Raw genomic sequence first — 23,027 nt, forward strand, 5'->3', positions numbered from 1 at the left:
GAAGAAAACATGAAACGAGCCGTTGTCGTATTCAGTGGCGGACAAGACTCCACCACCTGTCTGATTCAGGCGCTGCAGCAGTATGATGAAGTGCACTGCGTGACCTTTGATTATGGTCAGCGCCATCGCGAAGAGATCAGCGTCGCCGCAGAGCTGGCGCATCAGCTCGGCGCGCGGGCGCACAAAGTGCTGGACGTAACGCTGCTCAATGAACTGGCGGTCAGCAGCCTGACGCGCGATAACATTCCGGTGCCAGCCTACAATCCACAGGCCAGCGGCCTGCCCAGCACCTTCGTGCCGGGGCGCAATATCCTGTTTCTGACGCTGGCGTCGATTTATGCTTATCAGGTGGAAGCCGAAGCGGTGATTACCGGCGTATGCGAAACCGATTTTTCCGGCTATCCGGATTGCCGCGATGAGTTTGTCAAAGCGCTGAACAACGCTGTCAGCCTCGGCATGGCGCGCGAAGTGCGTTTCGAAACGCCGCTGATGTGGCTGAATAAAGCGGAAACCTGGGCGCTGGCAGATTACTGGCAGCAGCTGCCGCTGGTGCGTGCCGAGACGCTAACCTGCTACAACGGCGTCAAAGGCGACGGCTGTGGTGAGTGCGCGGCCTGCCACCTGCGCGCACGTGGCCTGGCCGATTACCAGGCCAATGCGGCCAGCGTGATGGCGGCGATGAAACAGAAAAGCGGCCTGCGCTGATTGCGGCCGCGCTGCGGGCTGGCGTGCTGTCAGGGCATGCCAGCTCAGGAAGGCGCGGTCATCAATGCCGCCAGGCGTTCACGTAACTCCCCTTCCAGCGGCACGGTTTTTTGCGTGCGCAAATCGATGCAGACGAAGGTCAGCGCCGCATCCGCCACCAGCGTGTTATCACCCGCCAGCACCACCCGCTGTAAAATAATGCCGCTTTTGCCGTTGAGCTGCGAGACCTCGCTCTCTATGTGCAGCACGTCGCCCAGCACCGCCGGACGACGATAGTTAATGTTGATATTCACCACCACAAACGCCAGCTGTTGCTCCAGCAGCCAGTGAAAGGCATCGGCATCTTCCAGCCACTGCCAGCGCGCCTCTTCCAGAAATTCCAGGTAGCGCGCATTGTTCACATGCTGATAGACGTCAAGATGATAGCCGCGCACTTTGATGGTGGTTTGCATGATTGCTCCTGTTCAGGCTGTGAATGACAACTGGTTGGACCTGTTGAGCATAGCACAGCCTGATGGGCCGCTTTAGCAATCCTTCAGAGTCGCGAGCCGCTTCACAATTTCAGCCGCGCGCTGTTCCGCTCCACCAGCGCACTGCCAATACCCGGTACTTCTTTCAGCTGCTCGATGGCGCTGAAGGGCCCGTACTGCTCACGATAGCTGACAATCGCCTGCGCTTTTTTCAGTCCAATACCGTTCATGGCGGCGGCCAGCTGCTCGGCCGTGGCCTGATTGATGCTGACCTGTTCCGGCTGCGGCGTGGACACCTGCGTCGCCTGCGTTTCACTGGGGCTTTCCGCCGCCGCCAGTCCGCTGGTCCAGAGCGCGCCGCCCAGCGCCAGCGTGATGCAAAAGGCACGAAATGTTGATTTAACCATGCTGTGTTTCTCCTTGTGTTTGACAGCCACTGCAGGGTGGCACAAGCGAGAAACGCACTCAAAAGGCGATGATCAGAAATGGAAAAGGCCGCAGAAGCGGCCTTTCGGTATTGCAGCAGTTTACCTTTTTTTGTGAGGCTTACTGGTTTTGTGCGGCGGCGCCGTACTTAATCTTCGCCTCTTTACGCAGGTTTTCCAGCAGCGCTTCAAAGGCAATCTGCGCGTTGTTTTGCGTCACGCCTTTCACCATTTCGTCGATCTGCGCCTGCGGCATGTTGCCCGCGCTGACCTTATCCAGCGCGACCAGCACCACGTTGCCCTGCATATCTTCGCTGACACCCCACGACGGCTGGTTATCCGCTGGCTGTGGCAGGTTGAATGCGGCCTGTGCCACCGGATCCTGCGCGTTGCGATCGACGGTTTTGCTGGCGCTCAGCGTCAGGCCAGCCGCCTGCAGCGCGTCCTGTTTGCCCGCTTTCAGCTCGGTCAGCAGTTTGTCTGCCTGCGCTTTGGCCTGCTGCGTCGCTTTGTCATGCTTCAGGCTGTCGGCAATCTGCGCTTTGACCTGATCCAGCGGTTTAACCGCTTCCGGTTTGTGCTCGCTGATGCGCAACACAAACGCCCGATCGCCATCGACGCTGATGATGTCAGAGTTGTTGCCCGGCGCGCCGTTCTGACCGGTCAGGCCACCGTTGAAGATCGCCTGTTTAACCGCATCGAAATCGAGATCGGCCGGCACGTTATCGCGGGTGATCCAGCCCGTTTCCACCACTTTCAGGCCAGATGCCTGTGCGGCGCCCGCCAGAGATTCGTTGTCGTTGCTGGCGGCTTCGCTCACCTTCTGCTGCATCTTATAGAAGGCGTCGACGGCTTTTTCCTGCTTCACTTTATCCGCCACCGCGTCGTGCACCTCCGCCAGCGGTTTAACCTGCTCTGGCTGGATATCGTCCAGACGCACCACCAGGAAACCTACTGAGGACTTGATCACGCCAGACAGCTGGCCTTTCTGCGTCAGGTTGGCGTTTTTCAGCTCATCCGGCGTGGTGTTCGGCTCCAGCCAGCCCATGTCGCCGCCTTTACGCGCAGAGATTGGGTCGATGGATTTGCTCTTCGCCAGCGTGGCGAAATCCTCGCCCTTTTTCAGCGCATCCAGCACTGCGTTGGCATCGGCTTCGGTTTTGGTCTGAATGATGCTGTAACGGTTGCGCTGCGGCTGTGAATAATCGGCTTTGTGCTGATCGTACCAGCTCTGAATATCCGCTTCGCTGGCGTTCTCCTGCAGGCTGGCCGCATCCATTTTGATGTAACTGACGCGGAACTGCTCAGGTGCCATAAAGCTGCTCTGATGCTGCTGGTAGTACTGATTGATTTCGTCGTCGCTGGCAGTTTGTTTCGCGGCCAGCGCATTAACGTTAATCACCGCCTGACGAATCGCGCGCTGCTGCGAGACCAGATCCACCAGCTTGCTGGTTTCACCCTTCAGCATGAAGTCGGTATTGGCGATGGCGTTGATCAGCTGCTGCGTCGCCAGCTGCTTGCGCAGCGCTTCGGCGTACTGATCGGCACTGAAGCCCATGCTGGCGATCAGGCCGTTGTATTTTGCGTTGTCGAACTTACCGTTGGTCTGGAAAGCCTGCTGATTGAAAATAGCCTGCTTCACCTGATCGTCGCTGATGCCAATGTGCAGATCTTTGATGTACTGATCGAGCAGCGCCTGATCGATCAGCTGCGACAGCGCCTGCTGGCGCATCTGCTGCATGTAGCCGTCGTTGCTGGCCAGCTGCGAGAACTGGTCGCCCAGCATCTGCTGCTGACGGTTGCGCTCGTTGTTAAATGCCTGTTCCAGCTCACCGCGGCTAATTTCATGGCCGTTCACTTTGGCAGCGTAATCGCTGTTACCGCCAATCAGGTAGTTGCCCACCCCGGTCAGTACGAATGACAGGATGATCAATCCCAGAATGATCTTGAGCACGACATGGTTCGACGCCGCGCGTAAATTGTCCATCATGGTATGACAACACTCCGCTGTAGTGTGGATGTAAAGCTCTGACACGATGTCATCATCGTGCAGCTGCGGTTCAGGCTGGCAGCTGGCAACCATGCGGAGACTGAAGCCAGCGGCTAAAGTCGCGCATCAAGATAAAAAAAGGCACATCAAAAATGATGTGCCCGTATGTTACATGAGAACGCCTTTTTCGTCCTCAATCCATGGAAGAAAATGCTTCGATGGACAGGTCAGCGGTCATTAATTGACGGCGTCTTTCAGTGCTTTACCTGCACGGAAGCCCGGTACTTTACCAGCCGGGATGGTGATTTCTTTACCGGTTTGTGGGTTACGGCCGGTGCGGGCAGCACGCTCGCGTACAGAGAAGGTACCGAAACCGACCAGTGCCACTTCGTCACCGCCTTTCAGCGCGTCAGAAACGGAGCCCATGAATGCATCTAACACACGTCCCGCTGCCGCTTTAGAAATGTCAGCGTCTGCAGCAATTTTGTCGATCAACTGTGACTTATTCACTCTCTTCATCCCCTCTTTTATTATTCACTCGCACCCGCGCTTCCCGCCCGGTGCGAACGCGCAGCCAGTTATATCAAGCCTGTGGAGCTGAAACAACGGTATTCATCTTAATCGTTGATCCAGCAGCCCCCTAAATTAGCGGCACAAAAAAAAGCTGGCAAGCCCGATTTGGCCTGCCAGCTTCGCTTTTTAGCGCTTTTTGTCGCTAATCACTATTTTGCCGTGGCAACCTGCATCCCGTACGGGGCATTTTCCAGCGCCAGGCTCAGCACTTCTTCAATACGCTTCACCGGATGGATCGACAGATCGGCAATCACGTTCTGTGGAATCTCTTCCAGATCGCGCTTGTTTTCGTCCGGGATCAGCACGGTTTTGATGCCGCCGCGATGCGCCGCCAGCAGTTTCTCTTTGAGGCCACCAATCGGCAGTACCTGACCGCGCAGTGTGATCTCGCCGGTCATCGCCACGTCCGAACGCACCGGGTTACCGGTCAGACAGGAGACCAGCGCGGTACACATCGCGATACCGGCGCTTGGACCATCTTTCGGCGTCGCCCCTTCCGGTACGTGTACGTGGATGTCACGCTTCTCGTAGAAGTCGCCGTTGATGCCGAGTTTCTCCGCACGGGCGCGGACTACGGTCAGCGCCGCCTGGATTGACTCCTGCATCACCTCACCGAGTGAACCGGTGTAGGTCAGCTTGCCTTTGCCCGGCACGCAGGCGGTTTCGATGGTGAGCAGATCGCCGCCCACTTCGGTCCACGCCAGGCCGGTAACCTGACCAACACGGTTTTCGCTGTCGGCACGGCCGTAGTCAAAGCGCTGCACACCCAGGAAATCCTTGAGGTTTTCGCCGTTGATTTTGATGCTCTTTTTCGCTTTGTCCATCAGCAGCGCTTTCACCGCTTTACGGCACAGCTTGGAGAGTTCGCGCTCCAGGCTACGCACGCCCGCTTCACGGGTGTAATAGCGGATAATGCCGATAATGGCGCTATCGTCAACGCTGATCTCTTTCTCTTTCAGCGCATTACGCTCGATCTGCTTCGGCAGCAGGTGCTGTTTAGCGATGTTGAGCTTCTCATCTTCGGTGTAGCCGGAGAGACGAATCACTTCCATACGATCCAGCAGCGGAGCAGGAATGTTCATGGAGTTAGAGGTAGCCACAAACATCACATCTGACAGATCGTAATCCACTTCCAGATAGTGATCGTTGAACGCAATGTTCTGCTCCGGATCCAGTACCTCCAGCAGCGCTGAAGCCGGATCGCCGCGCATGTCGGATGACATTTTGTCGATCTCATCCAGCAGGAACAGCGGGTTTTTCACGCCGACTTTGGCCATTTTCTGGATCAGTTTGCCCGGCATCGACCCGATATAGGTACGACGGTGGCCGCGGATTTCTGCTTCGTCACGCACACCGCCCAGCGCCATACGTACATATTTACGGCCGGTGGCTTTGGCGATTGACTGTCCCAGCGAGGTTTTACCCACGCCCGGCGGTCCAACCAGACACAGAATCGGCCCTTTGATTTTGCTGACGCGACTCTGCACCGCAAGATACTCAAGGATGCGGTCTTTCACGCGCTCCAGACCGTAATGGTCGGTATCCAGCGTCTCCTGCGCTTTCCGCAGGTCTTTTTTCACCTTGCTGCGTGCGTTCCACGGTACCTGCACCATCCAGTCGATGTAGCCGCGCACCACGGTGGCTTCCGCTGACATCGGTGACATCATCTTCAGCTTCTGCAGTTCGGCTTCGGCCTTCTCGCGCGCCTCGGCCGGCATTTTCGCCGCGTCGATTTTGCGTTTCAGCGCTTCGTATTCATCCGGCGCATCATCCATCTCGCCCAGCTCTTTCTGAATCGCTTTCATTTGCTCATTCAGATAGTACTCGCGCTGGCTTTTCTCCATCTGCTTTTTAACGCGGTTGCGAATACGCTTCTCAACCTGCAGCAGATCGATTTCCGATTCCATCATCGCCATGAGATATTCCAGACGCTCATTGATGTCGGACATCTCCAGCACTGACTGTTTGTCAGCCAGCTTAAGCGGCATGTGCGCCGCTACGGTGTCGGCGAGACGCGCCGCGTCGTCGATGCTGTTGAGTGAAGTCAGCACCTCCGGCGGGATTTTTTTGTTCAGCTTGATGTAGCCTTCAAACTGATTGATGGCGGTACGCACCAGCACTTCCTGCTCGCGCTCTTCAATTTCCGGCGAGATCAGGTATTCGGCCTGGGCAACAAAGTGGTCGCCATTGTCCGCTAAAGTGGTGATGTGTGCGCGCTGAAGACCTTCCACCAGCACCTTAACGGTGCCGTCTGGCAGTTTCAGCATCTGCAGTACGGAAGCAACGGTCCCTACCGCGAAGAGATCGTTAATACCAGGTTCATCCGTTGAAGCCTCTTTCTGGGCAACCAGCATGATCTTCTTGTCATGATCCATCGCCGCTTCGAGGCAACGAATCGATTTTTCCCGACCAACAAACAACGGAATTACCATGTGCGGATAAACCACCACGTCGCGCAACGGCAACACGGGGATTTCAATGCGTTCAGAACGCTCAGGATTCATAGAGCTCTCTCTTAGTTTAATGTCCGCCAGGTGATGGGAACCGCGTGATACAGGCTGTATGCAGTTAGACCCACAGGATTATGAGTATATGGGGATGCTTGCACGACATTCAATGTCACAGAGGTGAGAAAAATAAAAGGGGAAACATTTTCCCCTTTTTTAAGATAACAACGTGGTGTAATTGATTATTTATTCGCCAGAAGCCTGGGCTTCATGCTTACCGTAAATCAGCATCGGGTCAGATTGCCCCTCGATCACTGACTCATCGATCACCACTTTCTCTACGCCTTCCATTGATGGCAGGTCGTACATGGTTTCGAGCAGCGCCGCTTCTACGATAGAACGCAGACCACGTGCCCCGGTTTTACGCGAGTTCGCTTTCTTCGCAATCGCCGTCAGCGCTTCGTCACGGAACTCCAGCTCCACGCCTTCCAGGTTAAACAGCGCCTGATACTGCTTGGTCAGGGCGTTTTTCGGTTCACGCAGGATCTGGATCAGCGCTTCTTCGCTCAGCTCGTTGAGCGTCGCCACCACCGGCAGACGACCAATGAACTCCGGAATCAGACCAAATTTGATCAGATCTTCCGGCTCAACCTGTGACAGCAACTCGCCTTCGCTGGCTTTCTGCGATTTACCTTTAACGGTCGCGCCAAAGCCAATACCGGAGCCGGTTTCAACACGCTGTGAAATCACTTTATCGAGGCCGGCAAACGCACCGCCACAGATAAACAGGATTTTCGAGGTGTCGACCTGCAGAAACTCCTGCTGCGGATGCTTACGTCCACCCTGCGGCGGCACGGCAGCCACCGTGCCTTCAATCAGTTTCAGCAGCGCCTGCTGCACACCTTCACCTGAGACATCACGGGTGATAGACGGGTTGTCTGATTTACGGGAAATCTTATCGATTTCATCGATGTACACGATGCCGCGCTGCGCTTTCTGTACGTCGTAGTCGCACTTCTGCAGCAGTTTCTGGATGATGTTTTCCACATCCTCGCCCACATAACCGGCTTCGGTCAGCGTGGTGGCATCCGCCATGGTGAAAGGCACATCCAGCAGGCGCGCCAGCGTTTCCGCCAGCAGGGTCTTACCGCTACCGGTTGGACCGATCAGCAGAATGTTACTTTTGCCCAGTTCAATCCCGTTGCTGGTGTCGCCGTTACGCAGACGTTTGTAGTGGTTGTACACCGCCACCGCCAGCACTTTTTTTGCCTTCTCCTGACCGATAACATAATCGTCAAGGTGATGGCGGATCTCATGCGGCGTCGGGAGCGCGCTGCGCTCGCGGTGCGGGGCCACTTCTTTAATCTCTTCACGAATGATGTCGTTACACAGATCGACACACTCGTCGCAAATATACACTGACGGCCCGGCAATCAGCTTACGGACTTCATGCTGGCTTTTGCCGCAGAAAGAGCAGTACAGCAACTTACCTGAACCGTCTTTGCGCTTATCTGTCATCAGCTAACCTCTTTTCGTTCTCAGACCTAATTGGTGTACGGCAATGGCCGCACAGCAACGGCCGATATGCATGCAACTCACCTGTCTGCACCCGTTAACTATAGCGTAAGGGGCAGACAGATGTGTCTTATTGGCGATGCGTCAGGATGGAGTCGACCAGGCCATACTCTACCGCTTCGCTGGCAGAGAGGAAACGATCGCGCTCGGTGTCGCGTTCAATCTGCTCCAGCGATTTGCCGGTATGTTCCGCCATAAGCTCATTCATACGCTGCTTCACTTTCAGGATTTCACGCGCGTGGATCTCAATGTCCGTCGCCTGGCCCTGATAGCCGCCCAGCGGCTGGTGAATCATCACGCGTGAGTTTGGCAGACAGAAGCGCTTGCCTTTAGTCCCCGCCGTCAGCAGGAATGCGCCCATCGAACAGGCCTGGCCCATACAGATGGTGCTCACGTCCGGCTTGATGAACTTCATTGTGTCATAAATCGACATACCGGCGGTAATCACACCACCTGGCGAGTTAATGTAGAGGTAAATGTCTTTTTCAGGATTCTCAGCTTCCAGAAACAGCATCTGCGCCACAATCAGGTTCGCCATGTGATCCTCAACCTGACCGGTCAGGAAGATCACGCGCTCTTTAAGCAGGCGGGAGTAGATGTCGTAAGAACGCTCGCCGCGCGAGGTTTGTTCGACCACCATTGGCACCAGCGCATTGGTTGGTGCAGTAAATTCACGATCGCCACTGTATGACATTACCGTCTCCTGATAAATTTCATTGGCAACATTCTGTACCGATTTTACGCGAGGCGCGCGGCGAAAACTATGCGCAGCGGTCTCGTTCCGACATAACAGGACGGTTAATCAGCCAGTCTTACTGTTTTCACGCATTCTCCCTGTATCTGGGGATGCAGCCCAGTTGTTTCAAGCATAACAACCTTTTCCCCATTCGCTAACACGGAAAAACAGCTTAGCGAAGAATTTGCCGATTAATTAGTCAAATAGCGCACAAATGTAGTTGGTTTCCGCCAGAAACGAAAAAGCCCGCGACACAGCGGTCGCGGGCTTTAGCACTCAGGGTTAACTCACGAATCAGGCCGCAGAGGTCTGGTTCATCAGCTCCTGGAAGTTAGTGGCTTTGTCAGTCACTTTGGCTTTCGCCAGTACCGCTTCAACCGCCTGCTCTTCCAGCGCAACGTTGCGCATGTTGTTCATCAGCTCGCTGTTTTTGCTGTAGAACTCGATCACTTCCTGCGGATCTTCGTACGCAGAAGCCATCTCTTCAATCAGCGCTTTAACGCGATCTTCATCGGCTTTCAGCTCGTTGATGCGAATTACTTCGCCCAGCAGCAGACCGACCACAACGCGACGTTTTGCCTGCTCTTCGAACAGTTCACGTGGCAGTTCCAGCGCCTGCTTCTCGTTGCCGCCGAAACGCTGTGCAGCCTGACGACGCAGAACGTCGATTTCGCTGTCGATCAGTGCCACTGGCACGTCGATTTCGTTCGCGTTAACCAGACCGTCAATCGCCTGCGTCTTCACGCGGTTACGGATAGCGCCTTTCAGCTCGCGCTCCATGTTCTTACGCACTTCAGCGCGCAGACCTTCGATGGAGCCATCTTCCACGCCGAAACGCTTGATGAATTCAGCGGTCAGCTCCGGCAGTTCGCGGGTTTCCACTTTCTTCAGCACGATGTCGAACTTCGCATCTTTGCCTTTCAGGTTTTCCGCGTGGTAGTCATCCGGGAATTTCACGTCGATGGTGAAGGTGTCGCCAGCTTTCTTGCCAGTGATGCCTTCTTCGAAGCCTGGGATCATACGACCCTGACCCATCGCCAGCACGAAGTCAGACGCTTTGCCGCCTTCGAACTCTTCGCCGTCTACAGAGCCGGTGAAATCGATGGTCGCGCGATCTTCTGCTGATGCCGCTGCATCGGTCTCTTTCCAGGTCGCCTGCTGCTTCTGCAGGGTTTCCAGCATGGTGTCGACGTCAGCGTCGGTCACTTCAACCACCGGTTTTTCGACTTCGATTGCATCCAGGCCTTTCAGCTCAACTTCCGGATACACTTCGAATTCAACCGCGTAAGTGAAATCTTCACCTTCTTTATACTCACCCGGCACGTAGTTCGGTGCGCCAGCTGGGTTGATCTTCTCTTTGATGATGGCGTCAACGAAGTTACGCGTCATCAGCTCGCTCAGGACGTCCTGACGAACAGAGGCACCGTAGCGCTGATTAATGATGGTAGCCGGCACTTTGCCTTTACGGAAACCGTCGATACGGACTTTCTTAGCCACTTCCACCAGTTCTTTCTTCACTGCGCTTTCGATGCTGTCCTTAGGAACAGTAATCGAAATGCGACGGCCCAGACCCTGAGTGGTTTCTACTGAAACTGTCATCTTGTTACCTCAAAAAATCACGTGCTCGGTCAACTTCAGACACCACACAATTAATGCGCCGTATCCAACAACCGGGACGGCCTCTGCAGGCAGAACCTAATCCCTGTCACCAGAAGCGTCCCGAAGACATTCCGGAAAAATAGACGCCGCATTATAGCGGCATCCCCGGAATGAGTCGAGGCTGCAAACTCACCACTTTTTAACGGTTTTGCTGCTTTTTTGCGCCGCAGATCGCGTTTGTGCATCATTGAGGGAAGAAAAAACGGCCCGCAGGCCGTTTTGGAGAAAGCTGGAGAGGAAAACTCAGGCCAGCGTACCGGCACCGCGACAGTTCGGTGAGGCGAGTACGGTATCCTGCAGTCCATCCCACTCTTTGCGCGTGTAGGTATGCAGCGCCAGCGCATGGACGCTGCCTGCCAGCTCGGTTGCCAGCTCGCCATAAATGGCGCGGTGACGCTGCAGGAAGCGCTGTCCGGTGAAAAGGTCGCTGACGATCACCACTTTGAAGTGACTTTCAGAACCGGCAGGCACGTTATGACGATAGCTTTCGTCATGCACTTCGAGATGTGCAGGCTCAAAAGCGTTACGCAGCTTTTCTTCTATTTGTTCGCGAATCATTGTTAACACTCCTCTACGGCGAGCGCTGTGCCCCATCTGTTTAAATATTAGTAGGTTTTTTTACCTTTCCCGCAGTCTGGCAGGAAATAAATCCTGCTGCGCTGCGCATCTTAGCCTGCTGAGGCTGCCGGTCAATCGGTTACCGCGTCCGGCTGTCCGAAAAAATCCTTTACAATCAATTTCCCCTGGTGCGGGGCTTTTTTCGCCGTGCCGCAATGCTATGATGGCCGCAGTTTTGCAAACCAACCCATATGCTAACGAGAATGAGTATGTTGAAAAAACTGTTATTCCCTCTGCTGGCTGCCTTTATTTTGGCCGGCTGCGCCAGCAATAACACCACGCTGAACATCCAGCCAAAAATCCAGCTGCCACAGCAGGATCCGAGCCTGATGGGCGTTACCGTCAGCGTTAACGGTGCCGATCAGCGCAGCGATCAGGCGCTGGCCAAAGTGAACCGCGACGGCCAGCTGATCACCCTGACCCCGTCACGTGACCTGCGTTTCCTGCTGCAGGAAGTGCTGGAGAAGCAGATGACCTCGCGCGGCTACATGATTGGCCCGAACGGCGCGGTGGATCTGCAGATCGTGGTTAATGGCCTGTACGCCGATGTCACGCAGGGCAACGTGCGTTACAGCATCACCACCAAAGCGGATATCTCTATTATCGCTACCGCGAAAAACGGCAACAAGCAGGTGAAAAACTACCGTCAGACTTACAGCGTAGAGGGTGCCTTCAGCGCCACTAACGATAAAATCACCAACGCGGTTAACTCGACCCTGAGCGACGTGATTGCCGATATGGCGCAGGACACCAGCGTCAATAACTTCATCAAGCAAAACGCGCGTTAATTTTCCGCAGTAACCTGCCCGGTCCCCGCTGACCGGGCTTCATTTCAGGCTGGCTATGACATCTCACTATCTGCGTATTTTTACCCAACGTAACGCTGCGGTCCTGCTGCTGCTCGGTTTCGCTTCCGGTCTGCCGCTGGCGCTGACCGCCGGTACGCTCCAGGCGTGGATGACGGTAGAGAATGTCGACCTGAAAACCATTGGTTTCTTCTCCCTCGTCGGTCAGGCTTACGTGTTTAAGTTTCTGTGGTCGCCGATGATGGATCGCTATACCCCGCCCTTTCTTGGCCGGCGGCGCGGCTGGCTGCTGGTCACGCAGTTAGCGCTGATTGCCGGCATTGTGGCGATGGGCTTTATGCAGCCGTCACGCGACCTTACCCTGCTGGCGGCGCTGGCGGTGCTGGTGGCTTTCTGCTCAGCCTCGCAGGATATTGTGTTTGATGCGTGGAAAACCGATGTGCTGCCGCCGGAAGAGCGCGGCAGCGGCGCGGCGATTACCGTGCTCGGTTACCGGCTGGCGATGCTGATTTCCGGCGGCCTGGCGTTGTGGCTGGCGGATCGCTATCTCGGCTGGCAGGCCACCTACTGGCTGATGGCGCTGCTGATGGTGCCCGGACTGATCGCCACGCTGCTGGCGCGTGAACCTGAGGCGCCGGTGCGCGAGCCGCACTCGCTGCGTCAGGCCGTCGCGTTTCCGCTGAAGGATTTCTTTCAGCGCAACAACGCCTGGCTGCTGATCACCTTAATCATTCTCTACAAGCTGGGCGACGCGTTCGCCGCTTCGCTCACCACCACCTTTCTGATTCGCGGCGTGGGCTTCAGCGCCGGTGATGTCGGTCTGGTGAATAAAACGCTTGGCCTGCTGGCGACCATTATTGGTGCGCTGTACGGCGGCGTGCTGATGCAACGCCTGAGCCTGTTCCGCGCGCTGATGATCTTCGGCGTGCTGCAGGCAGTATCTAATTTCGCTTACTGGCTGCTGGCGGTAACGCCACCGCATCTGTGGAGCATGGCCAGCGCGGTATTTATCGAAAACCTGTGCGGCGGCATGGGCACCGCCGCCTTTGTGGCGTTGCTGATGACGTTGTGCAACAAATCGTTCTCGGCCACGCAGTTCGCGCTGCTGTCAGCGCTGTCAGCGGTTGGACGCGTGTATGTCGGTCCGGCGGCTGGCTGGCTGGTCGAACTATGGGGCTGGCCGGTATTTTATGCCTTTACCGTGGTGGCCGCCGTACCCGGCCTGCTGCTGCTGTGGGCGTGTCGCGGCACGCTACAGGCAATGCAGCACAGCGGTGAATTCATGAAGCGCAGCCTGTGGCCACAGGGTTATCGCTGGACGGTACGCCTGTTCGCGGCGGGCTGTACGCTGCTGGCGCTCTGGCTGCTGACGCTGGCACTGCGTGCAGCGAATATCTGGCACAGCGCGACGCTGCCAACCCATCTGTTTGAGGCAGGGATGGCGCTGGCGCTGCTGGCGGTGCTGCTCGGCGTGATGCTCGACTGGCTGGCATTAAGGAAAACAGCGTCAAATCGTGCACATTAACGCTGCGCTATTTGCCAGACGGGGATAAATCGCTTAAAAATAGCCCCCGGCGAATTTTAAGCGATAGCATTTTTTTTAACGCGAAATAGAAACATTAAATTAACAATCCCGCGTAATATTTAAATCCGGTGAGCAATTAATTTGTAGAAATTTCATCGCTAAAATGATGCAGAATTGTTAAATAAATGAGTATTAAAACTCCGGTTTATGCTTTCCCTGTTTTCTCTGCGGTTAATGTCATTGGTTTTTGTTATATTGCCGCCAACTGCTTGTCGCAGTTAATAATTTGTCACCCTGCGCAACATCTGTGACACCCTTAGCAAAAGGTGTCAACAGCCTTCTGACACATCCTTAAGCTGGTTTACACTGCATAAACCTTCCCGTAAAATGCGCGCACACTTAAACGACAATAGAGCCCTTTGTCATTGAGGTCGTTAAATGAGACTCAGGAAATACAATAAAAGTTTGGGGATTTTGTCATTAATTGCAGGCGCTGTATTACTCAGCGGCTGCGATAGTGCGTTGTTAAATCCCAAGGGACAGATTGCACTGGAGCAACGTTCACTGATTCTGACAGCTTTCGGCTTGATGATGATCGTCGTTATTCCGGCAGTCTTAATGGCTGTTGTGTTCGCCTGGAAATATCGGGCAACCAATACCAACGCGAAGTATAGCCCTAACTGGTCACACTCTAACAAAGTGGAAGCCGTGGTCTGGACCATTCCGATCCTGATCATTCTCTTCCTCGGCGTGCTGACCTGGAAATCAACCCACGCGCTGGAGCCGAGCAAACCGCTGGCCTCTGACGTGAAACCGGTTGAGATCGACGTAGTGGCACTGGACTGGAAATGGCTGTTCATCTACCCGGAACAGGGTATTGCAACCGTCAACCAGATTGCCTTCCCGGCAAATACTCCGGTGAACTTCAAGATCACCTCGAACTCCGTCATGAACTCCTTCTTTATTCCTACGCTCGGCAGCCAGATCTACGCCATGGCGGGTATGCAGACCAAACTGCACCTGATCGCCAACGAGCCAGGTACGTTCGACGGTATCTCTGCTAACTTCAGCGGTCGCGGTTTCTCTGGCATGAAGTTCAAAGCCATTGCCACCAAAGACGATGCGGAATTCCAGCAGTGGGTTGCCAAAGTTAAAGCGGCACCTAACACGCTGACCACTATGGATGATTTCGAAAAACTGGCTGCGCCAAGCGAAAATCACCCGGTGGAATATTTCTCAACTGCTAATCCGGAACTGTTCAAGCAGGTTATTGATAAGTTCATGATGAGCCACGGGAAAATGGACATGTCGCACGAAGGCATGGACATGAATCACGCCGCAGCTGCGGGAGCCGAGGAATAATACGATGTTCGGAAAATTAACACTGGATGCAGTGCCCTACCATGAACCCATTATCATGGTTACGGTCGCCGGTATCATCATTGGTGGTCTGGCGCTGATCGCTGCTATTACCTATTTCGGTAAATGGCAGTATCTGTGGTCTGAATGGTTAACCTCCATCGACCACAAAAAACTGGGTATCATGTACATCATCATGGCCTTCGTCATGCTGCTGCGCGGCTTTGCCGATGCGGTAATGATGCGTACCCAACAGGTGATGGCTTCCGCCGGGGAAGCAGGCATACTGCCACCGCACCACTACGACCAGATCTTCACCGCTCACGGCGTGATCATGATCTTCTTCGTGGCGATGCCTTTCGTGGTGGGTCTGATGAACATCGCGGTTCCGCTGCAAATCGGTGCCCGTGACGTTGCCTTCCCGTTCCTGAACAACCTGAGCTTCTGGTTCACCGCTATCGGTGTGATCCTGGTTAACCTGTCACTGGGTGTGGGCGAATTCGCACAGACCGGCTGGCTGGCTTATCCACCGCTCTCGGGGGCAGAATACAGTCCTGGCGTCGGGGTCGATTACTGGATCTGGAGTCTCCAGCTCTCCGGTATTGGTACCACGCTGACCGGTATCAACTTCTTCGTGACCATTCTGAAGATGCGTGCACCGGGCATGGACCTGTTCAAGATGCCGGTATTCACCTGGGCAGCACTGTGTACTAACGTCCTGATTATCGCTGCGTTCCCGGTTCTGACCGTGACGCTGGCACTGTTGACGCTTGATCGTTACCTCGACTTCCATTTCTTTACCAATGATATGGGCGGTAACATGATGATGTACGTCAACCTGATCTGGGTCTGGGGTCACCCGGAGGTGTACATCCTCGTTCTGCCGGTGTTTGGTGTCTTCTCTGAAGTCACGGCCACCTTCTCGAAAAAGCGTCTGTTTGGTTACACCTCGCTGGTGTGGGCAACCATCGCCATTACCGTTCTGTCGTTCATCGTTTGGCTGCACCACTTCTTCACCATGGGTGCCGGTGCGAACGTTAACGCCTTCTTCGGTATCATGACGATGATCATCGCGATTCCGACCGGGGTGAAAATCTTTAACTGGCTGTTCACCATGTATCAGGGTCGTATCGAGTTCAACTCGGCGATGCTGTGGACCATCGGCTTCCTGGTCACCTTCTCCGTTGGTGGGATGACCGGCGTACTGCTGGCGGTGCCAGGCGCAGACTTCGTGCTGCACAACAGCCTGTTCCTGATTGCACACTTCCACAACGTTATCATCGGTGGTGTAGTGTTCGGTTGTATGGCTGGCGTGACCTACTGGTTCCCGAAAGCCTTCGGCTTCACCCTGAACGAAACCTGGGGCAAACGTGCTTTCTGGTTCTGGATCATCGGCTTCTTCGTTGCCTTTATGCCGCTGTACGCGCTGGGCTTCATGGGGATGACCCGTCGTCTGAGCCAGGACATCGATCCGCAGTTCCACTCTCTGCTGGTAGTTGCAGCAGGCGGTGCAGCGCTGATCGCCTGCGGTATCCTGTGCCAGCTTATCCAGTTCTGGGTATCGGTACGTGACCGTGAGCAGAACCGCGATCTGACCGGTGACCCGTGGGGCGGCCGTACGCTGGAGTGGGCAACCTCTTCACCTCCGCCGTTCTACAACTTTGCTGTGATCCCACATATCCACGAGCGTGATGCGTTCTGGGAAATGAAAGAGAAAGGCGAAGCGTACAAGCAGCCAGAAAAATATGAAGAAATTCATATGCCGAAAAACAGCGGCGCGGCCATTGTTATCGCTGCCTTCATGACAGTCTTCGGTTTTGCCCTGATCTGGCACATCTGGTGGCTGGCAGGTCTTACTTTCCTTGGCACCATCGTGACCTGGATTGTGAAGAGCTTCGATGAAGACGTGGATTACTACGTACCGGTTGCTGAAATCGAGCAGATCGAGAAGAAGCACTTTGATGACATCAGCAAAGCAGGTCTGAAATAATGTCAACTGAAACCGTTAAACACCACCACGACGCCCATGCGGAGCATGGGCATCACGATGCGGGAGCCAATAAAGTCTTTGGCTTCTGGATCTACCTGATGAGTGACTGCATTATCTTCGCAACCCTGTTTGCGACCTATGCGGTCATGGTTAACAACACTGCCGGTGGCCCGGCAGGTAAAGATATCTTCGAACTGCCGTTTGTGCTGGTTGAAACCGCGCTGCTGCTGCTGAGCTCCATCACGTATGGTATGGCAGTGATTGCGATGAACAACCAGAACAAAGGTTCGGTCATCAGCTGGCTGGCGTTGACCTTCCTGTTCGGTGCCGGATTTATCGGGATGGAAATCTATGAATTCCATCACCTGATCAAGGAAGGTTTCGGTCCTGACCGCAGCGGCTTCCTGTCTGGCTTCTTTACTCTGGTCGGTACGCACGGTCTGCACGTGACCTCTGGTCTGATCTGGATGGCCGTGCTGATGTTCCAGATCGCTAAACGCGGTCTGAGCGCCACCAACCGCACCCGTATCATGTGTCTGAGCCTGTTCTGGCACTTCCTGGATGTGGTGTGGATCTGCGTATTCACCGTTGTCTATCTGATGGGGGCCATGTAATGAGTCATTCTGTAAACGAACATGGTGCATCTCACGGTAGCGTGAAGTCTTACATGATCGGCTTCATCCTCTCGATCATCCTGACGGCGATCCCGTTCTGGATGGTGATGGATGGCAGTGCTTCTCACGGCACCATTCTGGGTGTGGTTCTGGTGTGTGCAGTGGTTCAGGTGCTGGTGCACCTGGTCTACTTCCTGCATCTGGACAGCAAATCCGAGGGTGGCTGGAACATGGTGGCCATTGTCTTCTCCGCAGTCATTATCCTGATTGTGGTGATTGGCTCACTGTGGATTATGTGGAACCTCAACTACAACATGATGGCCCACTAAAGAGTCACGCGTAATGATTAAGCAATACCTGCAAGTAACAAAACCAGGAATTATTTTCGGCAATTTAATTTCTGTGATCGGTGGATTCCTGCTGGCTTCAAAAGGCAGCATTGATTACCCCCTGTTTCTCGTCGCTTTGGTGGGCGTTTCGCTGGTGGTCGCATCCGGTTGTGTATTCAACAATGTGATTGACCGCGACATCGACATCAAAATGGAGAGAACGCGGAACCGTGTTCTGGTCAAAGGCCTGATCTCGGCGAAAGTAAGCCTGGTTTATGCAACCGCATTGGGTATTGCTGGCTTTGCGTTGCTGTATTTTGGCGCTAACCCGCTGGCCATGTGGCTGGCGGTGATGGGCTTCGTCGTCTATGTCGGCATTTACAGCCTCTACATGAAGCGTCATTCGGTCTATGGCACGCTGATTGGCAGCCTCTCTGGCGCTGCGCCGCCAGTGATTGGCTACTGCGCGGTGACCAACCAGTTTGATGCCGGCGCGTTAATCTTACTGGCTATCTTTAGCCTGTGGCAGATGCCGCACTCCTACGCGATTGCCATCTTCCGCTTCAAAGATTATCAGGCCGCCAATATTCCGGTTCTGCCGGTGGTGAAAGGCATCTCCGTGGCGAAAAATCATATTACGCTGTACATCCTGGCGTTCATGATTGCCACGCTGATGCTGTCGCTGGGCGGTTATGCTGGCTACAAATATCTGGTGGTGGCTGCCGCCGTCAGCGTGTGGTGGCTGGGTATGGCACTGTCAGGTTACAAAACCTCAAACGACAAAGTTTGGGCGCGTAAACTGTTCGTGTTCTCCATTGTCGCCATCACTGCGCTGAGCGTGATGATGTCGGTGGACTTTATGGCCCCGGCCTCTAAGGACCTGCTGACTTACGTCTGGTAAGTCAGACCGTTACTCCGGACAAGGGCGCGAATTTCGCGCCCTTTCTTTTTGTTACCACTGCTTAAAAACAATTGTTTTACCCGCCCTGCCCTGCTTTCTAAAATAAGCGCTGCATGCCCCGGTGAGCCGGGTCGCAGATAAGGGCGCGCAACCTGTGCCGCTGCAACCTGAAGTCCCAGGGGCATAAACTTACAGAGGTTGGAATGAACGATAATAGAATGACACCAGTTGAGCTTCGGGCAACATGGGGTTTAGGCACAGTTTTTTCCCTGCGCATGCTGGGAATGTTTATGGTCCTGCCGGTACTGACCACTTACGGTATGGCTTTACAGGGCGCCAGCGAAACGTTGATCGGTCTGGCAATTGGTATTTATGGTCTGGCGCAGGCCGTGTTTCAGATCCCCTTTGGTCTGCTGTCCGACCGTATCGGCCGCAAGCCGCTGATTGTCGGTGGCCTGCTGCTGTTTGTGCTTGGTAGCCTTATTGCCGCCACCAGCACCTCCATCTGGGGCATTATCCTTGGTCGTGCGCTGCAGGGCTCCGGTGCCATTGCCGCGGCGGTGATGGCGCTGCTGTCAGACCTGACCCGTGAACAGAACCGCACCAAAGCGATGGCGTTTATCGGCATCAGCTTCGGCGTTACCTTTGCGATTGCCATGGTGGTCGGCCCGATTGTCACGCACGCGCTGGGTCTGCACGCGCTGTTCTGGATGATTGCCCTGCTCGCCAGCCTGGGTATCGTGATCACCCTGCTGGTAGTGCCCAATGCGCCGGGCCACGTATTGAACCGCGAATCCGGCATGGTCAAAGGCAGCATTCGCGCAGTGCTGGCCAATCCCAAATTGCTGAAGCTGAATATCGGCATTCTCTGTCTGCACATTTTACTGATGTCGAGCTTCGTCGCGCTGCCGGGCCAGTTTGAACAGGCGGGCTTCCCGGCGGCTGAACACTGGAAAGTGTATCTGGTGACCATGCTGGTGGCGTTTGTCGCCGTGGTGCCGTTTATTATCTATGCCGAGGTAAAACGCCGCATGAAGCGGGTGTTTGTCGGCTGCGTGGCGCTGATCATCATCGCGGAAATTGTGCTGTGGGGCGCCGCAGGCCACTTCTGGACGCTGGTGATTGGCGTGCAGCTGTTTTTCCTTGCCTTTAACCTGATGGAAGCGATTCTGCCGTCGCTGATCAGCAAAGAGTCGCCGGCGGGCTACAAAGGCACGGCCATGGGGATTTATTCCACCAGCCAGTTTATTGGCGTCGCGATTGGCGGCAGCCTGGGCGGCTGGATTTTCGGCCACTTCGATGCGCAAACGGTGTTTCTGGTCGGCGCGATAGTGGCTGCTGCATGGCTGTTTGTCGCCATGTCGATGCAGGAGCCGCCGTACGTCAGCAGCCTGCGCCTGGTGCTGAGCGATGCGGTGCTGGCGGTACCGAATCTGGAGAAGCGGCTGCGCGCGCAGCCCGGCGTGGCGTCGGTGTTTATCGTGCCGGAAGAGAAAAGTGCTTACATTAAAATTGACAGCAAAGTGACGAGCCGCGTGGAGCTGGAGGCGCTGCTCGCCAGCAGTTAATGACTTAGCCACAGCGGACCGCGATGCTCTGGCGCCACGCGGTCCGCTCAGCGTCACTACAGCGACATATCCACCACAATACGCCCTTCAATTTTGCCGGCGTGCATGCGCGCAAAGATATCGTTGATGTTAGTCAGCGGCTCAACCGCGACATTCGCTTTCACCTTATGGCGACCGGCAAAATCCAGCGCCTCCTGCAGATCTTTACGCGTGCCAACAATCGAGCCGCGCACCGTGATGCCATCCAGCACCATGTCGAAGATCGAGAGATCGAATTTCCCTGGTGGCAGGCCGTTAAGCACCATGGTGCCGCCGCGACGCAGCGTGCCGATCGCCTGTTCAAACGCTTTTGGCGAGACCGCCGTCACCAGCACGCCGTGCGCACCGCCAAAGCTCTCCTGAAACACTTTCGCCGGATCGACCTGCTTCGCATTGGCAACCACGCTGGCACCGAGCCGTTTTGCAAACGCCAGCTTATCGTCGTCGATGTCGACCGCCGCCACGTTGAGCCCCATCGCCACCGCATACTGAATAGCCATGTGCCCCAGACCGCCGATGCCGGAAACCACCACCCAGTCACCCGGTTTGGTATCGGTCATCTTCAGGCCTTTGTAAACCGTTACGCCAGCACATAAAATCGGTGCCACTTCATTAAACTCAACGTTATCCGGAATGATGCCGACGTAGTTGGCATCCGCCAGGCAGTACTCGGCAAAGCTGCCGTTGACCGAATAGCCGGCATTCTGCTGCGACAGACACAGCGTTTCCCAGCTGTCGAGGCAGTGCTCGCAGTGGCCACACGCCGAGTAGAGCCACGGTACCCCGACGCGATCGCCCAGTTTGAGATGTTTGACGCCCTCGCCGACGGCCACCACCTGCCCGACACCTTCATGGCCGGGAATGAACGGCGGATTGGGCTTGATCGGCCAGTCGCCTTCGGCGGCGTGCAGGTCGGTGTGGCACACGCCGGTGGCGGCGATTTTCACCAGAATCTGCCCCGGCCCAACGGACGGCACCGGCACCTGCTCAATCACCAGCGGTTCACCAAACGCCTTCACAATCGCGGCTTTCATGGTGGTTTTGATTTGCATATTCATCTTTCACTCTCCATTTGAACGGATGCGGACTCAGAACAGCCCCAGTGGCGCTGTGCCATAGCTGACCAGCAGATTTTTGGTTTGCTGATAGGCGCTGAGCGCCATTTTGTGGGTTTCACGCCCGACGCCCGACTGCTTGTAGCCACCGAATGCCGCATGAGCGGGATAGATGTGATAGCAGTTGGTCCAGACGCGACCGGCTTTAATGCCGCGGCCCATGCGATACGCCAGATTGGTATCGCGCGTCCACACGCCCGCGCCCAGGCCAAACTGGGTTTCATTGGCGATCGCGAGCGCCTCTGCCTCATCGTGGAACGTGGTGACGCCAATCACTGGCCCAAAAATCTCCTCCTGGAAACAGCGCATCTGGTTGCTGCCCTTGATCAGGGTGGGCTGGATGTAGAATCCGTTATCCAGCTCCGCGGCGATATGCGCACGCTCGCCCCCTGTCAGAATCTGACCGCCTTCTTCACGGGCGATGTTGATATAGGACAGGATTTTGTCGAATTGCTGGCGGGAAGCCTGAGCCCCGATCATGGTGTCGGTATCGAGCGGATCGCCACGGCGAATGGTGGCAACCTTCGCCAGCACCCGCTCCATAAAGGGCTGGTAGATCGATTCATGAATCAACGCGCGCGATGGACAGGTACAGACTTCGCCCTGATTAAAGAAGCCCAGCACCAGCCCCTCGACCGCTTTCTCGATGAACGCCTCTTCGCCCGACATCACATCCGCGAAGTAGATGTTGGGTGATTTGCCGCCCAGCTCGACGGTGCAGGGAATGATGTTCTCCGCCGCACAGGCCATGATATGCCGCCCGACCGGCGTGGATCCGGTAAAGGCAATTTTAGCGATGCGCTTGCTGGTGGCCAGCGCTTCGCCGGCTTCGCGGCCAAAGCCCTGCACCACATTCAGCACGCCCGGTGGAAACAGATCACCAATCAGCTCCATCAGCAGCGTAATACCAAGCGGCGTCTGCTCAGCCGGTTTCAGCACCACGCAGTTACCGGCGGCCAGCGCCGGTGCCAGCTTCCACGCCGCCATGAGCAGCGGGAAATTCCACGGGATGATCTGTCCGACTACGCCCAGCGGCTCATGGAAGTGATAGGCCACCGTGGTTTCGTCGATCTCAGCGGTGCTGCCCTCCTGCGCGCGCAGGCAGCCGGCAAAGTAGCGAAAATGGTCGACCGCCAGCGGCAGATCGGCATTGAGCGTCTCGCGAATCGGTTTACCGTTATCCCAGCTCTCCGCTACCGCCAGCTTCTCAAGACTGGCTTCCATACGATCGGCCACCTGCAGCAGCAGGTTGGCGCGCTGCTGTACGCTGGTTTTGCCCCACGCATCGGCGGCCTGATGCGCGGCATCCAGCGCCAGATCGATGTCGCGCGCGTCGGAGCGCGGGAACTGAGCGATATCGCTGCCGTCTACCGGCGAGGTGTTCATAAAGTACTGGCCGCTCAGCGGCTCGGTGAAGTTGCCGGCGATATAGTTGCCGTAGGTCGCCTGGAAAGAGACCAGCGCGCCGGGCGTGCCGGGATGTGCATAACGCATCGCAAACTCCTTATTATCAGGTCAGAGGGTCTGAACAGGCAGCGCAACTGCCTGTGTTGGTATTGCAGCGCGCGTGCCAGTTTTTTCTC

General features: G+C 55.6%; 20 protein-coding genes. 9 read left to right on the forward strand and 11 right to left on the reverse strand.

Annotation, left to right across the window (positions count from 1 at the left end):
* Positions 1-9 precede the first annotated feature (9 nt).
* Positions 10-705 (forward strand): 7-cyano-7-deazaguanine synthase QueC, encoded by a 696-nt coding sequence (gene queC, locus C1N56_RS14575; protein WP_394516805.1) that lies wholly within the window; start codon positions 10-12, stop codon positions 703-705.
* 44 nt (positions 706-749) lie between these two features.
* Here queC and C1N56_RS14580 read toward each other — a convergent pair whose 3' ends face one another.
* From C1N56_RS14580 to bolA, 9 genes are all read right to left on the reverse strand, one after another.
* The gene (locus C1N56_RS14580) at positions 750-1,157 is read right to left on the reverse strand and encodes an acyl-CoA thioesterase (protein WP_058769390.1); all 408 of its coding nucleotides are present in this window, start codon (positions 1,155-1,157) and stop codon (positions 750-752) included.
* A gap of 101 nt (positions 1,158-1,258) precedes the next feature.
* The gene (locus C1N56_RS14585) at positions 1,259-1,582 is read right to left on the reverse strand and encodes a ComEA family DNA-binding protein (RefSeq protein WP_021507189.1); all 324 of its coding nucleotides are present in this window, start codon (positions 1,580-1,582) and stop codon (positions 1,259-1,261) included.
* 139 nt (positions 1,583-1,721) lie between these two features.
* A complete protein-coding gene (gene ppiD, locus C1N56_RS14590) occupies positions 1,722-3,590 on the reverse strand; it encodes a peptidylprolyl isomerase (RefSeq protein ID WP_394516806.1) in 1,869 nt (622 codons plus the stop codon).
* Between the two features lie 237 nt (positions 3,591-3,827).
* Positions 3,828-4,100: a nucleoid-associated protein HU-beta gene (gene hupB / locus C1N56_RS14595; RefSeq protein ID WP_014606441.1), complete on the reverse strand. Its 273-nt coding sequence runs from the start codon at positions 4,098-4,100 to the stop codon at positions 3,828-3,830.
* A 212-nt stretch (positions 4,101-4,312) separates the two neighbouring features.
* The gene (lon, locus tag C1N56_RS14600; protein ID WP_021507187.1) at positions 4,313-6,667 is read right to left on the reverse strand and encodes an endopeptidase La; all 2,355 of its coding nucleotides are present in this window, start codon (positions 6,665-6,667) and stop codon (positions 4,313-4,315) included.
* A gap of 189 nt (positions 6,668-6,856) precedes the next feature.
* Complete coding sequence (gene clpX / locus C1N56_RS14605) at positions 6,857-8,128, reverse strand: ATP-dependent protease ATP-binding subunit ClpX (RefSeq protein ID WP_021507186.1); 1,272 nt, start codon at positions 8,126-8,128, stop codon at positions 6,857-6,859.
* Between the two features lie 127 nt (positions 8,129-8,255).
* Positions 8,256-8,879, reverse strand: coding sequence for an ATP-dependent Clp endopeptidase proteolytic subunit ClpP (gene clpP, locus C1N56_RS14610; RefSeq protein WP_010616837.1), 624 nt, complete (start codon positions 8,877-8,879; stop codon positions 8,256-8,258).
* 336 nt (positions 8,880-9,215) lie between these two features.
* On the reverse strand, positions 9,216-10,520 hold the full coding sequence (gene tig / locus C1N56_RS14615; protein WP_021507185.1) for a trigger factor: 1,305 nt from the start codon (positions 10,518-10,520) through the stop codon (positions 9,216-9,218).
* A gap of 303 nt (positions 10,521-10,823) precedes the next feature.
* Complete coding sequence (gene bolA, locus C1N56_RS14620) at positions 10,824-11,138, reverse strand: transcriptional regulator BolA (protein ID WP_058757958.1); 315 nt, start codon at positions 11,136-11,138, stop codon at positions 10,824-10,826.
* Between the two features lie 269 nt (positions 11,139-11,407).
* Here bolA and C1N56_RS14625 point away from each other — a divergent pair, with 269 nt between their 5' ends.
* The 8 genes from C1N56_RS14625 to C1N56_RS14660 all read left to right on the forward strand — a co-directional run bounded on the left by C1N56_RS14625 (position 11,408) and on the right by C1N56_RS14660 (position 20,290).
* Complete coding sequence (locus C1N56_RS14625) at positions 11,408-11,986, forward strand: lipoprotein (RefSeq protein ID WP_021507183.1); 579 nt, start codon at positions 11,408-11,410, stop codon at positions 11,984-11,986.
* 55 nt (positions 11,987-12,041) lie between these two features.
* Positions 12,042-13,529 carry a muropeptide MFS transporter AmpG gene (gene ampG / locus C1N56_RS14630; protein WP_394516807.1) on the forward strand — a complete coding sequence of 496 codons (1,488 nt, stop codon included), beginning with the start codon at positions 12,042-12,044 and terminating at the stop codon, positions 13,527-13,529.
* A gap of 438 nt (positions 13,530-13,967) precedes the next feature.
* A complete protein-coding gene (gene cyoA, locus C1N56_RS14635) occupies positions 13,968-14,891 on the forward strand; it encodes a cytochrome o ubiquinol oxidase subunit II (RefSeq protein WP_031279652.1) in 924 nt (307 codons plus the stop codon).
* A 4-nt stretch (positions 14,892-14,895) separates the two neighbouring features.
* Positions 14,896-16,878 (forward strand): cytochrome o ubiquinol oxidase subunit I, encoded by a 1,983-nt coding sequence (gene cyoB / locus C1N56_RS14640; RefSeq protein ID WP_021507180.1) that lies wholly within the window; start codon positions 14,896-14,898, stop codon positions 16,876-16,878.
* Positions 16,878-17,492 (forward strand): cytochrome o ubiquinol oxidase subunit III, encoded by a 615-nt coding sequence (locus C1N56_RS14645; protein WP_021507179.1) that lies wholly within the window; start codon positions 16,878-16,880, stop codon positions 17,490-17,492. Before cyoB ends, C1N56_RS14645 begins: the two co-directional genes overlap by 1 nt.
* A complete protein-coding gene (locus C1N56_RS14650; protein WP_022549333.1) occupies positions 17,492-17,821 on the forward strand; it encodes a cytochrome o ubiquinol oxidase subunit IV in 330 nt (109 codons plus the stop codon). The genes C1N56_RS14645 and C1N56_RS14650 overlap by 1 nt, the downstream gene beginning before the upstream one ends.
* A 13-nt stretch (positions 17,822-17,834) precedes the next feature.
* Positions 17,835-18,722, forward strand: coding sequence for a heme o synthase (gene cyoE / locus C1N56_RS14655; protein ID WP_021507178.1), 888 nt, complete (start codon positions 17,835-17,837; stop codon positions 18,720-18,722).
* Between the two features lie 203 nt (positions 18,723-18,925).
* Positions 18,926-20,290 carry an MFS transporter gene (locus tag C1N56_RS14660; RefSeq protein WP_031279651.1) on the forward strand — a complete coding sequence of 455 codons (1,365 nt, stop codon included), beginning with the start codon at positions 18,926-18,928 and terminating at the stop codon, positions 20,288-20,290.
* A gap of 56 nt (positions 20,291-20,346) precedes the next feature.
* On the opposite strand, the gene adhP is transcribed toward C1N56_RS14660, so the two are convergent.
* Complete coding sequence (gene adhP / locus C1N56_RS14665) at positions 20,347-21,387, reverse strand: alcohol dehydrogenase AdhP (protein ID WP_058757960.1); 1,041 nt, start codon at positions 21,385-21,387, stop codon at positions 20,347-20,349.
* A 30-nt stretch (positions 21,388-21,417) separates the two neighbouring features.
* A complete protein-coding gene (locus C1N56_RS14670) occupies positions 21,418-22,938 on the reverse strand; it encodes an acetaldehyde dehydrogenase ExaC (RefSeq protein ID WP_021507175.1) in 1,521 nt (506 codons plus the stop codon).
* Positions 22,939-23,027 lie beyond the last annotated feature (89 nt).

Source organism: Pantoea sp. SGAir0175 (assembly GCF_043547855.1).

Excerpts from the sequence above, each read along its gene's own strand:
- queC (WP_394516805.1), top strand. The coding sequence starts at position 10 with ATGAAACGAGCCGTTGTCGTATTCAGTGGCGGACAAGACTCCACCACC.
- C1N56_RS14580 (WP_058769390.1), bottom strand. The coding sequence starts at position 1,157 with ATGCAAACCACCATCAAAGTGCGCGGCTATCATCTTGACGTCTATCAG.
- C1N56_RS14585 (WP_021507189.1), bottom strand. The coding sequence starts at position 1,582 with ATGGTTAAATCAACATTTCGTGCCTTTTGCATCACGCTGGCGCTGGGC.
- ppiD (WP_394516806.1), bottom strand. The coding sequence starts at position 3,590 with ATGATGGACAATTTACGCGCGGCGTCGAACCATGTCGTGCTCAAGATC.
- lon (WP_021507187.1), bottom strand. The coding sequence starts at position 6,667 with ATGAATCCTGAGCGTTCTGAACGCATTGAAATCCCCGTGTTGCCGTTG.
- clpX (WP_021507186.1), bottom strand. The coding sequence starts at position 8,128 with ATGACAGATAAGCGCAAAGACGGTTCAGGTAAGTTGCTGTACTGCTCT.
- clpP (WP_010616837.1), bottom strand. The coding sequence starts at position 8,879 with ATGTCATACAGTGGCGATCGTGAATTTACTGCACCAACCAATGCGCTG.
- tig (WP_021507185.1), bottom strand. The coding sequence starts at position 10,520 with ATGACAGTTTCAGTAGAAACCACTCAGGGTCTGGGCCGTCGCATTTCG.
- bolA (WP_058757958.1), bottom strand. The coding sequence starts at position 11,138 with ATGATTCGCGAACAAATAGAAGAAAAGCTGCGTAACGCTTTTGAGCCT.
- C1N56_RS14625 (WP_021507183.1), top strand. The coding sequence starts at position 11,408 with ATGTTGAAAAAACTGTTATTCCCTCTGCTGGCTGCCTTTATTTTGGCC.
- ampG (WP_394516807.1), top strand. The coding sequence starts at position 12,042 with ATGACATCTCACTATCTGCGTATTTTTACCCAACGTAACGCTGCGGTC.
- cyoA (WP_031279652.1), top strand. The coding sequence starts at position 13,968 with ATGAGACTCAGGAAATACAATAAAAGTTTGGGGATTTTGTCATTAATT.
- cyoB (WP_021507180.1), top strand. The coding sequence starts at position 14,896 with ATGTTCGGAAAATTAACACTGGATGCAGTGCCCTACCATGAACCCATT.
- C1N56_RS14645 (WP_021507179.1), top strand. The coding sequence starts at position 16,878 with ATGTCAACTGAAACCGTTAAACACCACCACGACGCCCATGCGGAGCAT.
- C1N56_RS14650 (WP_022549333.1), top strand. The coding sequence starts at position 17,492 with ATGAGTCATTCTGTAAACGAACATGGTGCATCTCACGGTAGCGTGAAG.
- cyoE (WP_021507178.1), top strand. The coding sequence starts at position 17,835 with ATGATTAAGCAATACCTGCAAGTAACAAAACCAGGAATTATTTTCGGC.
- C1N56_RS14660 (WP_031279651.1), top strand. The coding sequence starts at position 18,926 with ATGAACGATAATAGAATGACACCAGTTGAGCTTCGGGCAACATGGGGT.
- adhP (WP_058757960.1), bottom strand. The coding sequence starts at position 21,387 with ATGAATATGCAAATCAAAACCACCATGAAAGCCGCGATTGTGAAGGCG.
- C1N56_RS14670 (WP_021507175.1), bottom strand. The coding sequence starts at position 22,938 with ATGCGTTATGCACATCCCGGCACGCCCGGCGCGCTGGTCTCTTTCCAG.